Annotated in this window: 11 protein-coding genes; 6 read left to right on the forward strand and 5 right to left on the reverse strand. The window is 48.2% G+C overall.

Annotated elements, in window-relative coordinates; translation table 11 throughout:
- Positions 1-17: 17 nt before the first annotated feature.
- Complete coding sequence (locus ACO0KW_RS09425; protein WP_423052820.1) at positions 18-1,004, reverse strand: sodium-dependent bicarbonate transport family permease; 987 nt, start codon at positions 1,002-1,004, stop codon at positions 18-20.
- 118 nt (positions 1,005-1,122) lie between these two features.
- Here ACO0KW_RS09425 and ACO0KW_RS09430 point away from each other — a divergent pair, with 118 nt between their 5' ends.
- On the forward strand, positions 1,123-1,986 hold the full coding sequence (locus ACO0KW_RS09430) for a LysR family transcriptional regulator (RefSeq protein WP_423053459.1): 864 nt from the start codon (positions 1,123-1,125) through the stop codon (positions 1,984-1,986).
- Between the two features lie 358 nt (positions 1,987-2,344).
- On the opposite strand, the gene ACO0KW_RS09435 is transcribed toward ACO0KW_RS09430, so the two are convergent.
- Complete coding sequence (locus tag ACO0KW_RS09435) at positions 2,345-3,154, reverse strand: hypothetical protein (RefSeq protein ID WP_423052821.1); 810 nt, start codon at positions 3,152-3,154, stop codon at positions 2,345-2,347.
- A gap of 214 nt (positions 3,155-3,368) precedes the next feature.
- Between ACO0KW_RS09435 and ACO0KW_RS09440 the strand changes: the two genes are divergently transcribed.
- On the forward strand, positions 3,369-4,115 hold the full coding sequence (locus ACO0KW_RS09440) for a helix-turn-helix domain-containing protein (protein ID WP_423052822.1): 747 nt from the start codon (positions 3,369-3,371) through the stop codon (positions 4,113-4,115).
- Between the two features lie 44 nt (positions 4,116-4,159).
- On the opposite strand, the gene ACO0KW_RS09445 is transcribed toward ACO0KW_RS09440, so the two are convergent.
- On the reverse strand, positions 4,160-4,642 hold the full coding sequence (locus tag ACO0KW_RS09445) for an FKBP-type peptidyl-prolyl cis-trans isomerase (RefSeq protein ID WP_423052823.1): 483 nt from the start codon (positions 4,640-4,642) through the stop codon (positions 4,160-4,162).
- A 221-nt stretch (positions 4,643-4,863) separates the two neighbouring features.
- Between ACO0KW_RS09445 and ACO0KW_RS09450 the strand changes: the two genes are divergently transcribed.
- Positions 4,864-5,493, forward strand: coding sequence for a hypothetical protein (locus tag ACO0KW_RS09450; RefSeq protein WP_423052824.1), 630 nt, complete (start codon positions 4,864-4,866; stop codon positions 5,491-5,493).
- A 185-nt stretch (positions 5,494-5,678) separates the two neighbouring features.
- The gene (locus tag ACO0KW_RS09455) at positions 5,679-7,094 is read left to right on the forward strand and encodes a methyl-accepting chemotaxis protein (RefSeq protein ID WP_423052825.1); all 1,416 of its coding nucleotides are present in this window, start codon (positions 5,679-5,681) and stop codon (positions 7,092-7,094) included.
- 52 nt (positions 7,095-7,146) lie between these two features.
- On the opposite strand, the gene pbpC is transcribed toward ACO0KW_RS09455, so the two are convergent.
- Complete coding sequence (gene pbpC / locus ACO0KW_RS09460; RefSeq protein WP_423053460.1) at positions 7,147-9,561, reverse strand: penicillin-binding protein 1C; 2,415 nt, start codon at positions 9,559-9,561, stop codon at positions 7,147-7,149.
- A 115-nt stretch (positions 9,562-9,676) separates the two neighbouring features.
- Complete coding sequence (locus tag ACO0KW_RS09465) at positions 9,677-10,588, reverse strand: LysR family transcriptional regulator (protein WP_423052826.1); 912 nt, start codon at positions 10,586-10,588, stop codon at positions 9,677-9,679.
- Positions 10,589-11,150: 562 nt separating this feature from the next.
- On the opposite strand from ACO0KW_RS09465, the gene ACO0KW_RS09470 reads away from it, so the two are divergent.
- Both ACO0KW_RS09470 and ACO0KW_RS09475 read left to right on the forward strand, forming a co-directional pair.
- The gene (locus ACO0KW_RS09470; protein ID WP_423052827.1) at positions 11,151-13,436 is read left to right on the forward strand and encodes a TonB-dependent receptor; all 2,286 of its coding nucleotides are present in this window, start codon (positions 11,151-11,153) and stop codon (positions 13,434-13,436) included.
- A 209-nt stretch (positions 13,437-13,645) separates the two neighbouring features.
- Positions 13,646-14,530 (forward strand): alpha/beta fold hydrolase, encoded by an 885-nt coding sequence (locus ACO0KW_RS09475; protein ID WP_423052828.1) that lies wholly within the window; start codon positions 13,646-13,648, stop codon positions 14,528-14,530.
- Positions 14,531-14,570: the final 40 nt, after the last annotated feature.

Below are 14,570 nucleotides of genomic sequence, written 5' to 3' on the forward strand. Positions count from 1 at the left end.
ACGATCAATTCTCCGAATCACACAGCACTCGCCAAATGCACATACAAAGGTATCCCGAATAACAGATTTAACGGAAACGTCAATCCTAAAGACAAACCCACATACAGTGAGGGGGTCGCTTCGGGAATAGCATAACGGACGACTGCAGGCACGGCGATATAGGATGCGCTGGAAGCTAATACCATCAATAAAATCGTGTCACCTATAGACAAACCACTTAGCTTGGCTAATCCCAACGCCAAGCTCGCATGGAACAGTGGAGCAATAATTCCGAATACAAAAACCAAAGCAGACTGACGCAAGAGTCCTGGTATATTTTTTGCGGCCAGCAAACCCATATCCAACAGGAAGAATGCGAGCAATCCTTTAAATAAATCAACTGAAAACGGTCGCATAACAATTTGACCAGCCTCTCCACTCACGATACCGATCAATAAAGAACCTAACAGCAACAATTGCGCGCCATCCGTAAAAGATTCATGTAGTAGCTTACGAACCGACAAACGGGTCTCGCTTAGTGTGTTTATCGCCCCCCCCCCAACATCACTCCCCATTTGCTTCCTACGCAAACCATTAGCAAGAACTATGGCAATGATAATGGCTGGAGACTCCATCAAAGCCATAGCCGCTGCCATGTGGCCACCATATTCAATCTGTTTTAAGTCCAATATTTGCGTTGCAGTAATAAAAGTGACCGCGCTGACGGAGCCGTAAGTGGCCGCCACCGCAGCAGCATCAAATCCTGACACAAATTTCCGCAGCACTTGATAGGCAAGTAGTGGAATCGTGATTGCTAGTAAAACAGCACAACCAAGACTGACTAAGACATCCGCCGTAAAACCGGTTTTCGCAAGCGCAAACCCACCTTTCAGGCCAAGCGCCATCAATAAATACAAAGAGAGGAAGCGCGATATTTGAGTTGGTATTTCTAAGTTAGATTTGAAGAGGCCTGCGAATAGACCAAAAATGAAAAAGAGAATGGCTGGATCAGTAAAACTATTCATGAGCTTATTTTCTGCGAGTTAAATTGCCGCTCATTGTAGGTATCTAGTAGCATAGAGTAAAATCAATAATAATTATTTAAATCATAGATAAAAATCGATGAATATTACTTTCCGACAAATGAAAATATTGTTGGCAGTTGCCGAACATGGGAGCATCACGACTGCTGCACAGACTCTTTTCGTGACGCAACCCACTGTCTCAATGCAGCTTAAAGCCATGTCAAATGAAGTTGGATTGGACTTATACGAGGTGATTGGGAAGCGCGTTTTTTTAACGGCAGCGGGCGAAGCAATAGCGCAATTTGCTAGGTTAATGCAAGATGAAATCGATTTTCTCGATCAAACGATCAGTGCCATAAAAGGACATACCCAAGGACGTTTGCGTGTCGCGTTGGCGAGTACAGCAAAATATTTTGTGCCGCGTATGCTCGGTTCTTTTTACAAACAGTATCCAGACATTGATATTGCATTTGAAGTACTCAATCGTGATGGTGTTGTATCAAGACTCAAATCAAATGCAGATGACTTGTATATCATGTCCGTGCCACCTGCAGATATGGATCTGGTAAAACATCGTTTCCTAGATAATCCTTTGGTCATTATTGCTCCTGCAGATCATAGGCTAGCAAAACGAAAGAAAATTCGGCTTCAAGACATACAAAGTGACATGTTTGTGTTACGAGAAAAAGGATCTGGGACGCGTTTAGCTTGCGAAGCTTTTTTTACAAAATTCGATTTGAGACCGAAAGTAAGGCTAGAGCTGGGTAGTAATGAAGCAATCAAACAGGCTGTCGCAGGAGGGCTAGGTCTTGCCATTATTTCGCTTCATGCTCTTCCACCTGATCCTATCTCGGATGGCTTGGTGATTCTTCCGGTTGACAACTTCCCTATCCATTCAAATTGGTGGATTATTTTTCCAAAGGGGAAGCGTCTATCGCCCATCGCCACAATTTTTTTAGAGCATCTACAGAGATGTTCTTGACACCATGCAGGCGATCGCCACTTTTTTAGACTACAAACCGATCAAAACAAAAAAACGCCCATAGCATTAAACAGGCGGTGCCGACGATCAAGCTTAGTATCATCCAAGTCTTTAAATATGATTTAGATACCATCACGTTTGGCGTCAACATCCTTAGTGCAATCGTCGTCGTTGAAGTTCGATCCTGCGGAGGCGATGAAGTGCCATCAAACAACGGCGGAAGTACGCGATAATATGGCATAGCTTGTTTATCCAAACTTAAGAGATGCCGGATTTGAACACAGCTGCCTACGCGAGTTATACATTTATCGACGGCTATTTCAGAAGTACGAAAAACCGCGACCAGCAGTAGCATTTTTTAATACTTCATTTCAGAGTTATCTATTCTCCAGACGTACAGAATTAAGCCAGCAGCGCCAGCGGCGAACAGATGTTTGATGCTGTGGCCGCTGATCAAGCCAGTGTGTGCGAGGATTGCAGCGTCGCCAATTTCAGTCAGTTTTGCCAACACATACGCTGCGATTGCCATGCCAAAAAAGATGCGGTGAGTTCGTGCGATAGGGTAAATAAATTGCCAAAGTGGGATCAGGATAATTGCCATCACTTGCAGACCAAGATACAAACGCAAATCGCCAGTGTGCTGCCACCATAGAACAGAAACGATGGCGAACAGCAGCATGATCAATAGTTCTCCATACTCCAAAAAAGTAGCACGGCGATTCTGCGCTCCCGCAATCGACGATGTATTTCGCGCTTCGATATGCACCGCCACCAACAAACTCGCGCAGGCCAAGGCAATTGGTAAGCGATCCCAAAACAAGCGGGCATCGTCAGGAGCAAGGTGATAATAGGTAGAACCGAAACTGGTCGCGCAGATACTCAAGGCAAATGCGAAATGAGCACACTGCAGCGCGCCATTGTTCATTGCATATGGTTTGAAATCATGCGCGCGGAAAATGGTGGCAACGATACCGATCAAGCCGATTATTCCCACCACAGCAAACGGAAAATTGCTCAACACATCCAGCGCATTTGGAATGCCCCAATGCGAACTAGTATCAGCAAACGCATGGTAATGCGCATATTGCGTTATTGGACCATGCAATATGAGCGCAGTACTCATCAGCAAAACGAACAAGCCAGGCAGATAAACTAAGCGACTACGCATACGATTCAAGCCCTTATTTTTAGACTAAGGTTAGACTAAGGTCAGATTAAGAAGAAGCTGCGCAGGATCACGCTATTTACAGCGAATGAAAACTTGTTTGGACAAAGTGGCGGGAATTAGGCAAGATAGTTGCACAAGATGATACTCCAGAGTGCTGCACCTAGAATTGAGCCCTAGCGTCTGCACTTACCATCCACACTCAGACACATAGACCATGACCGAAATCACGCAACTGTTGAATACGATTAAATACCAACTGAAACAACAAGCCAAAACGTATCGTGATGTGGCCGAGGCCCTAGGTTTATCGGAAGCCAGTATCAAACGTATGTTCAGCGCCAGTAGCGATGCACCGATCACGATAGAGCGCATCGTTCAAATCAGTCATTTCTTGGGATTTAGTCTCGCGGAACTGGCGCAAGAGGCAAGTCTGTCGCATGCTCGTTTAACGACATTGAGCGCAGCACAGGAAAAAGAATTGGTGTCTGATAGCGTATTGCTGATGGTGGCGGTGTGTGCAGTGAATCACTGGAGTATGGACGATATACGCAGCATCTATCAATTGAGCGAACCCGAATGTTTGAAGCATCTGCTCAAACTTGATCAACTACGCCTGATTACCTTGCTGCCGGGGAATCGGATTCGTCTGAATATCAGTCGCGATTTTGACTGGTTGCCGGGTGGTCCTATCCGCAGCTATTTTCGCAAAGAAGGCATGGCGGACTTTTTGGACGCAGGCTTTCATGCCGAGATGGAGAATTTCACCTTCACGCATGGCATGTTGACCGAGGCCGCGGTCAATAAATTGCAAAATGAATTGCGCCAATTAAAACATAAATTTGCCGAATTGCACGCGGAGAGCATTAGCGCACCTTTGCATAAACGGCATGGCACAGGTTTATTAATGGCGATGCGGCCGTGGGAGCCGGTTAGTTTTTCGAAATACCGAAAAAAATTCTGAAACAATTAGGCCGCGTCCACGCGGCCTTTCCATCTGCTCCCAAATCAATTGACCGCAATTAATTCCACATCAAAGACCAAGGTCGCAGCTGGTGGAATGGGACCGCGTCCGTCCGGGCCATACGCCAAATCAGAGGGGATCACCAAAGTGCGACGACCGCCAACCTTCATCCCAGCAACGCCCTGATCCCAGCCCTTAATCACTTGACCATCACCCAATTGAAAACTAAACGGTGTGCCGCGCGACACCGAGCTATCAAATTGCTTGCCATGCTTATTGGCGGTGGTTTGATCATACAGCCAGCCAGTGTAGTGCACGGACACTTGCTTGCCCGCTTGCGCTATCGCGCCGTTTCCAATTGCAATATCGGTTGTCTGCAGAGTAGCGATGCCGCTTGCGTCGACAACCGTGGGCGATGCATTGACATCCTCTCTTCCACGATTGCAGGCAGATAGACCTAAGATCAGGCTGAGCGTGAGCGTGCCCTTAAGCACCGTTAAAAATACCGGAGATGACTTTGTGAACATCGTATGTCCTTTATGTTGGCGTTGGTGGATTGTATTCGATGGTGATCGAAGATGAGAAAACCTCGATTATAGTCGCTGTTAGAGAATCATCATTGCGCGGCACACGCGAATTGATCTTGCATTCGAAGCTTCTAGCCGTTAAGCTGCGCGCTCTTTTTGTTTTATGATTTAGCTCCACTGCAGCCTGTTGCAATACACTGACCGCAGCGCCATCCGCCTTCATGACCGCCAACGTATTAATCATTACCGATGTATTCGGTCACACTCCTGCCATCGCCAGTTTGCAACGCTATCTGGGCTTACCATGTTTGGTTGTATCACCATTTGAAGCTGACTTTTCTGTTCACAATGAACAGCAAGCCTACCAAGCATTTTTAGCTGCTGGCGGCGTGCAAGCCTATTCAATCAAATTACGCGAATTTGTGCGGCAGCAGCCGCAACTAAGGCATGTCGTTGGTTTCAGTGCGGGTGCCAGCGCTTGGTGGTTGAGCTGTGCCGAGTATGCACACGCTTTGCAAAGCGCGAGCCTGTTCTATGGATCTAGAATTCGCGATCATCTGGACATTCAAAGCGTCTGTAATACACACTGCATTTTCGCAGAACAGGAAAACGCCTATCAACCGCAATTACTGGTGCAGGCACTGCGTCAACGCGGACATCAGGCAGAAGTGGCGATTGGTACTAAGCATGGTTTTATGAACCCATACTCGGCGGGATTTTCTTTAAAAGCACAAACCCTGTACTTAGAATTTCTTCGCCACAGAATTGCGAAAACAACATCCAGGCCCACCCCCCGCGGCGCGAACAGTTCGCCAACTTTAGTCGCAGAAACGGGAATTCTGAGCTACTAAAAAAACAATTTGCTCGTGCGGTCGTATCTGCAGCTTTTGTTTTGTTCATGTAAGATCAAATCACATGTGATTACGCATCACAACTAAGACGAGTCGAAATCGCAAAAGTGCACTCCAATGCCCGGAATGCCACTCGATTTCGCCGTCGATTTAATTACCATTTCAACCTATATTCAGGAAATTCCGTGAGAAATCAAGCTCATTCTAATCTCGACGCGTCCTACGCACGTTCAGATAAACTGATTTTATTTATTTTGGTCGCCATGCAATTATTTAGCTTTGCATTGGCAAGTTGGTACGACACCTGGAAGCTGGCATTCTTTGCCGGCCTCCCTTTCTTGCTGATTCCAGCGTATCTCGTCTATATTTTTCCGGGTCAACTAATGACCCGTTTATTGAATGGGATTGCGCTGATGTCCTATTGCGCCTTGCACATACAACAAGCGATGGGAATGACAGAGTTACACTTCGGGATTTTTGCATTTCTCGCCTTTTTACTGATCTATGCCGACTGGCGCGTCATCCTTACCGCTGCAACGACCGTCGCGATTCATCATGCGAGTTTCGGTTATATGCAAGAGCTAGGATTTGGCGTCATTTGCTTCACCAAGCCTAGTCTGGGCATTTTGATTGTGCATGCTTCCTATGTCGTTGTTGAAGCTGCTGTACTGTCGTATATCTCAGTACAGATTCACAAAGACCGCATACAAGAAATCGAACTAATGAATTACACCAAGGAGCTCGGTGGCCAAAACGAGAACATCAATTTACGTAGCCTCCAAAAAAATCCCGTCAGCGATTCTGGAAAATCCTTAGCGTATGTGATTGATACTTTGGGCAATTCGGTTAGCCAAGTAAAACAAGGGGTAGATGCCATTATCCATGCATCGCGCGAGATGGCGGATGGCAACGCAGATCTGTCGCGTCGGACCGAAACTCAAGCGAATTCTTTAGATGAAACTGCATCGACGATGGAGAGATTGACAGAAACAGTCAGGCAAAATACCGCTAATGCGATAGAAGCAAATAATTTGGTGATGAATGCTTCAGGTATTGCACGCAAAGGTGGTGAGGTTGTCAGCGAAGTAGTACAAACAATGGGATCGATTAAAGAAAGCTCAAAGCAAATTGTTGATATTATCGGTGTCATTGATGGTATCGCTTTTCAAACCAATATTCTTGCCTTGAACGCAGCGGTTGAGGCTGCACGGGCTGGCGAACAAGGGCGAGGCTTTGCAGTCGTCGCATCAGAAGTTCGTAGCCTTGCACAACGTAGTGCGAATGCGGCCAAAGAAATTAAGGAACTCATTGGGAATTCAACGCAAAAGGTCGATCAAGGTAGCAAGCTTGTCGATGAAGCGGGTAGAACGATGGAAAAAATTGTAGCGAGCGTCAAGCAAGTTGCCGACATCATGGCAAATATTGCGACCGCAAGCGAACAACAAAATGCGGGGATTGAGCAAATTAATTTGGCAGTCAACAATATCGACGATTTGACACAACAAAATGCCGCATTAGTTGAACAAGCCGCTGCAGCTTCAGACAGTTTGATGCAACAAGCCAGATATTTACAGGAAATTGTCAGTCATTTTTCTACCTAATGGCGAGAAGGAAGTAGATGTATTTGCGAGCAAACAAACATAAGACATGAAACTATTTCTTATCAAGGCTAAATGCGACACTGTCGACATGGCCACCGGCATCAATCACAGTAATACTATGTGCGCCAGCCGAGTCAATCACAAAACTCTGGCGTTTCTTGCCGTTGGCATTTTCCGTTTGCTTGCCGTCTAACAACCAGTAGTGTTGACCACTACCGCCTACTGCATCCACCGTGACGACTACATCCTGTTTTCCCGGTGCGGTGCGCAAGCGGCTCCCACTATTGATCCCCATAAGTTTGATGCTCCCCACCACATTCGTTTGCTGGCAATCCGGCGACCATGGCACCAAACCTAATTCTTGTTTGCGTTCAGGGCTGAGCCAGGCTTCCAGCAAAGACGGCCAGCGTGCGACTTCGTGCCGCTGTGCCTTGGGTTGACAATCCGGCGTTGTGCGCAAATGCGTAGCGGGATCTAACCAAATCGTTTCCACTAAACTGCGGGCACGTAAGCGATCCGGCAAGCTTGGTGGTATCGTATCTTTCAAAATCCATGCACTACGCTTGACATGGCAATGCGCAGCGGCAGTCTGATCTGCCGCCACACCAAGCGGCCAACAGATCTGTGCAGTGCCGACGCCAGCAGGTCGTTGCTGGCTCAGAGGCGCGCTACGAGGTAAAGCGAACGCAATTTGCTGCAACAACGGAGCCGCCACATTTGCACCAAAAAAACCAGGATTCGGTGTGCCATCTGGGCGCCCAACCCACACGCCCAGCGTATACCGACCGCTGACACCCACGGCCCACGCATCCCGAAAACCATAGCTGGTACCGGTCTTCCACGCTAAACGCACACCGCTGCCGTCATCTTCAACAAAGGGCTGATCGGGATGCCCTCCACCCTCCAAAATACTACGGATGATAAACGCTGCACCAGCACTCATCATGCGCGCTTCACGCACTGGTGCATCAGGCGTAATGCGCGGTGCGCCGGCCATACCATCCATTGCTAATGCGCGATACGCGCCTACCAACTCCTCTAAGTTGGTTCCTGCACCACCCAAGATCACACTCAGATTGGGCATCGCATCTTTTGGCAAACGCAGGCGCAAACCAGCACTCGATAAACGCGCCGTGAAACGACTAGAACCTATCCGATCAAGTAGATCGACTGCCGGTACATTAAGGGAACGTTGCAATGCCTCCGACACACTCACAGGGCCCGAAAAATTTGCCTGAAAATTACCCGGATCGTAGCCGCTAAACGATTGCGGCGTATCCGCCAACAAACTCTCGGAATGGATCAATCCATCGTCCAGAGCCATCGCATACAAAAAAGGTTTTAAAGTCGATCCTGGCGAACGTATACCGCGCACCATATCAACATGACTAAAACGTCGCGCATCCGAAAAATCCGCGGAACCGGCATAGCCCAGCACTTCCAAACTTTTGCTATCCATCACGATTGCTGCCATCGAGACGAAGCGCGGCAATTGCCCGACTTTATCTGCCAGCATCCGTTCCAATATAGTTTGTATCTCTCGGTCTAAGGTCGATTGCACTATCGTTGCTGCGCTGAGATTGCCCAAATGTGTAGTGAGTGCCGATGATCTCTTTTGCGTATGTTGCCGCTTACTGGCTTGCCGCAAGCGTTCTGCCGCGAGTGGTGCTAGCCACGCTAAGCGCGGAGGATTAGCACCGACTTTTTCTATCAAAGCGTCATCCACATCGACCTGCGTCCAATGCCCCAATTGCGCCATGCGTCGTAATACTTTATCGCGATAGATCTGTGCCTTTTCGGGATGGCGGTCCGGCCGCAAACGCGATGGCGCTTGCGGCAAAACCACGAGCAAGGTGGCTTCCGCTGCCGACAGAGTCTGCGCACTCTTGCCGAGGTAACTGCGACTCGCCATTTCCACACCTTCGACGATGCCGCCCATAGGTGCGTGGTTGAGATACAGCGTCAAAATTTCACGTTTCGACAAACGTAATTCGAGTTGCAAGGCGCGTGCAATTTGACGTAACTTACCGGGTACACTGCGTGGCACAGGTTCAAGCGCGCGTGCCACCTGCATACTCAAAGTCGAACCACCAGACACGATCTCGCCATGCGCCAGCCATTGCCAAGCCGCACGCAGCAATGCCAAAGGATTGACGCCCGGGTGCCAATAAAACCAGCGGTCTTCATAGATCAATAAGGAATCCAGATAATTCTTCGATACTTTGTCGGGCGTCACTGGAAAGCGCCAAACGCCATCTGCATCAGGCCAGGCACGTAATGGCGTACCATCGCGCGCCACTACCACCATCCCGGGTTCATCGTGTGGAATCGGGGGCGGAAATAATTGATCTGCGAGCAAAGCCAAGGTTAACACAAACGCCAGCAGCGCACGCACGGGATGCTGGCGACACCACTGCAGCGCCTGTTTTAAGCGTGAAAGATATCCTGCGGACGAAAAAAAATGCATAGCTTGTGTGTGAAAACGGAAGCCTGCATTGTAGAAGGAATAAGGATGCGAAGCTATGTTGGCAGCACGAATATTTTTACGTATCAAACATGCGTTCGTAATTCACAAGACGCATTCAAGACGATTCTGGAATGATAAAGAGCGTTGGATTTTTTTCTGCCAAATCGCGCAGTAAATTCCACACTACTCGCACTCTTTGCAAGCGATACAAATCAGTCGGTGCCACCAGACAGAATGAACGCTCGGCGTAAAAATTATTTTCCAATACGCGTACTAAACGACCATCATTGGGCACTGCATACGGTGGTGCCAAAATTAAGCCGAGTCCCAATGCTGCCGCTTCGCATTGTGCCGCCAAGCTAGTACAACACATACGTCTATGAGGTGTAAATCCAAGTTCCCCCATGTAGTTCAGCCCGCTACTGGCAAGCCGGTCTTGCACATAGTCGACAAAGTCATGCTTGATCAAATCAGCGTGTTCTGTAATCGGCGGATGTTTGGCCAAATACGATGGTGCACCGTAGATGTACAGACGAAAACTCGCCAGACGCGTCACCATATATCGCCCAGTACTAGGCGGATCGAGCATCACACCGAGATCGGCTTCGCGATTCGCCAGATTGGCAAAGCGTGGCAGCAGCAACAAATCGACACTCAGATCCGGATGTGCTTGCAGCAGTTCGACCAGCGCCGGTGCGACCACCCGTGACCCCAGAATTTCTGGCACGCCGAGGCGCACAATGCCGCGCACTGAAATTTGTGCACCGCTTAGTTCATCTTGTGCCGCTGTCACGGCACTCTCCATCGCTTCTGCGTGCGGCAATAATGCTAAGCCCATTTCGGTGAGCTGATAGCCTTCACGACTGCGATCGAATAAAGTCGTTCCCAATTGCTCTTCAAGTCTGTCGATGCGTCGCGCCACGGTCGTATGCTCTACAGAAAGCCTACGCGACGTGCCGGATAACGTGCCGGAACGAGCTAACTCCAAAAAGAAACGTAGATCCGTCCATTCGGGCAAAGTGTTCATATATTTCCTGGTCAGAAAATCGATCGTGCGAGCAAAAATGCTAAGGTGAAAAACCACAAATTCGACAGCGAATTCACCAGTCCAATTTCAAACGCTACGATTGTGCATCAAAGCACAGAAGTTTAGCAATCACCTTGTTTTTTGCGAAAAGTAATCTTTTATCCAGAGAAAAATGCGCCGAATTAGCGCATTGTCCAGTTTGTTGCGCACTTACCACGTGCGTGCGGTGCACAAATTTGGGGCTAAATGTCGCAATTTTTACTGAAAAATTGGATTTACGAGGCTAAAACAGCACTTTCGATATGTAAATAGCATTACTGTGCATTTATGCACAGTGGGTGAGCAGCTGCACGGGTTTCGAAGCGCTTTGAATTCAGCGACACTGACTTCCGTGTTAATGCAGTCGCATACCACCAGCAACAACAAATCAACAACAGATAGCCGAAAAAATAGACAAAAGATAGCAGCAAGAACCCTTGAAATAAGATCGATAGACCGCTCATTGCACTTCATTCGCAAGCTCCGGTTAGATCGAAACCAACAAAAACTCTGGAGACAATTCATGAACCCATCAAAGAAATCTAAGCGCAATTTGGTTTTACTCAGCCGGTCCGCAGCCGCGGTCCTGGCGATCTATGGCAGTGGCTTAAATTATGCACAAGCACAATCAGCCGACGCTACAGCTAAAGCAAGTGATGATACTAATGTTGCGAAAGTCGTCGTGAGCGCACGCCGCCGTGAGGAAACTCTGCAAGATGTGCCAGTCTCAGTAACCGCCTACAGTGCAGACCAGATTTCTAAAAGCGGCATCGCGGACGTCACTGGACTAGCCTTAACTTTACCGAATACAACCTTGAGTGCATCACGCGGCACTAATTCAACTTTGACTTCTTTCATGCGCGGCGTCGGCCAACAAGATCCACTCGCTGGTTTTGAAGCCGGTGTGGGTATTTATCTCGACGACATTTATCTGGCGCGCCCACAAGGGGCAGTCGCTGAAATTTATGATGTAGAACGCATCGAAGTTTTACGCGGCCCACAAGGAACTCTATATGGTCGCAACACCATTGGTGGCGCGGTCAAATATGTGACGCGCAAAATGGGACCAGCTACCGATGTCCGCTTGAAAGCCTCAGTCGGCAGCTATGGTCAAATGGATGGCGTACTGACTGCCAGCACTTCACTGTCAGACACTGTACGCGTTGGCGGCACACTAGCAAAATTTAAACGCAATGGTTTCGGTACTAATCTAGCGACTGGCGAAGACAACTACAACAAAGATGTCTCCGCTGCGCGTCTGAGTGCAGAATTTATGCCGAGCAGCGATTTGTTCATTCGCATTTCTGGCGATACCAGCCAAGATGATTCTAACCCTAAGCATGGCCATCGCTTAACCGTGGGAAAAATCAGCAACGCACCTATCCTCGATAATGTGTATGACACCCGCGCCAATTTGAACAAAGCGCTAGGTCACAAGCAACAGGTGACGCAATCTGGCATATCTGCTTTAGTGGAATATCAGATGCAACCGGATTTGCTGTTCAAATCTGTCACCGCTTCACGCCATGACACATCGTACGCACCGATCGATTTCGACTCTTTAAACAAAGTTGATTTCGACGTACCAGCGCTGTACAAGAACAAGCAATTTAGCCAAGAATTCCAATTAACTTATACCGGCAAAGCCTTCCAAGGCGTAGCAGGTGTGTATTACATCGACGCGAATGCTTACGACAAATTTGATGTGCGCTTGCTCGGCACGTCGACTTTCACCGAAGGCGACATTGATACGAAGGCTTGGGCTGCGTTTGCTGACATGAGTTTTGATTTAAGTAAAGATGTTAGCCTCTCAGTTGGTGGTCGTTACACAGTAGATAAACGTGAAGCCAGCATCTTGCGCCAAATCTATTTGGGTACAGATGGTTCACCTGGCATGGGTAATCCAGCGGCGGTCTTATTCCGTACTGATACCAATTTAACGAAAGGCGATTTGCACCGCGAAGATAAAAAATTCACGCCACGTATTTCTGCCAGTTGGAAAGCAAGTAGCGATCAAACCATGTATGCGTCCTGGACTGAAGGCTTTAAAGGCGGCGGTTTTGATCCACGCTTGAATCTGGTCGGCACGAAGTTAACTTTAGACAAAGCCAAACAAGGCTTTTTGCCTGAAAAGATTTCTACCTTCGAATTGGGTTTGAAATCCGCTTTTGTGAACAACTCCGTCTTCACGAATATCGCTGTCTTCCATAGCGATTATCAAGATGTACAAATCCCTGGCTCAGTGGCAATCGACACCAATGGCGATGGCAAAGACGATAGCTTCGCCGGCGTCACTACGAACGCAGGTAAAGCGAAAATTGATGGCCTGGAATTCGAAGCAACGGCGCGCATTACCGACGCATTTAGCATGTCGGGCATGTTCAGTTACATTGATGCGAAATACACTAAGTACATTGGAGCGGGCAATGCGGATGTTACAGCTTTACGTGTATTCCAAAATACACCGAAGCAAACTGCCAGCATTCGCGCCAACTATGACTGGAACATGGCACTCTTAGGTCAATCGGGCAAATTATCTTTGAGCAGTAGCCTCGCCTTCCGTGGCAAGACCTATCAGTTTGAAACGCCTACGCCACTGTTGGATCAGGATAGTTTCAAATTGTGGGATGCAAGCTTGGTATGGAGCCGCTCAGACAATCGTATGCGCATCGGTCTGCATGGCAAAAACCTCAGCGATACCCGTTATAAAGTGGCAGGCTATCTGTTCCCAACTTTGGGTGAGGGCAGCACCACCGCGTTTTACGGCAATCCACGCACTTATACATTAACGCTGGATTATCGTTTCTAAGATGGGCTTCATGAACGATTCTGATTTTCGTTTTTCTTGTTTCTAAAACTTTAGTGCAAGACAAATCTGGTATGCATTTGTCTTCACAGAATTTTAGGTTTTAGGAAATTTGCGACCAGCTCGAATCTGGGCTGGTCGATTTTTTTGTCTGTTGTCGTTGCGCTGTATTCAAACGACCACAACTCACACTCCATCAAGGCTTAATCACCGTGAGCGATTTCAAAGAAATTTACTTCGATAGCAAAGATGGTTTACGCCTGTATGCGCGCGACTATGCGGCCATCCAGCCTGCAACTTCGCCCTCCACCAAATTACCTGTCATTTGTATCCATGGTCTGACCCGCAACGCCGCTGATTTTGATGAACTAGCACCGTGGCTTGCGCAGCAAGGGCGCCGCGTATTGGCGGTGGATGTGCGTGGTCGTGGCCGATCACAGCATGCCCGCAAAGTTGCGCATTATCATCCCATGGTTTATGCCAATGATATCTTATCCCTAGCGCAGCATTTAGGGATACAACGTGCCGTGTTTATCGGTACCTCCATGGGTGGTCTAATCACGATGACACTCGCATTGCGCAAATCCTCCCTGATTGCCGCCGCTATCCTAAATGACATAGGCCCAGTTTTATCGCAAAAGGGTCTCAACCGCATTGCCTCGTATGCGGGAGAAAGTGCCAGCTTTAATAGCTGGGAACAGGCACGTCAGTACATTAAAAATATCAACCAATCCGCATTCCCCGACAATAGTGATGAGGAATGGGACAAATGGGCACGCCGCGCCTTCGCTGAGAATGCGCAAGGCCAACTCGAATTGCAGTATGATCCTTTGATTGCGATGCCGCTCAAGACGGGTAAATTGAAAGCGAGTTCGTGGCTAGCACGTTGGGCATTCCGGCGCTTAGCCAATAAGCGCCCTTGTTTGCTGATACGCGGGTCGATTTCAGATTTGCTTGAACCGGAACAAGCACACTACATGCAGCGTGTTGCGCCCAGTTTACAGTATGCAGAAGTGGCTGGAATCGGTCATGCACCTATGCTCACCGAATCGGCATCTGCGCAGGCAATACGAACATTTTTACAGCAAGTAGAATAAATAAGGATTTGTCGAAACGCATCGGACTATCCACCATTTC

Source organism: Undibacterium sp. Ji22W, assembly GCF_049340305.1.
Lineage (GTDB): Bacteria > Pseudomonadota > Gammaproteobacteria > Burkholderiales > Burkholderiaceae_D > Undibacterium.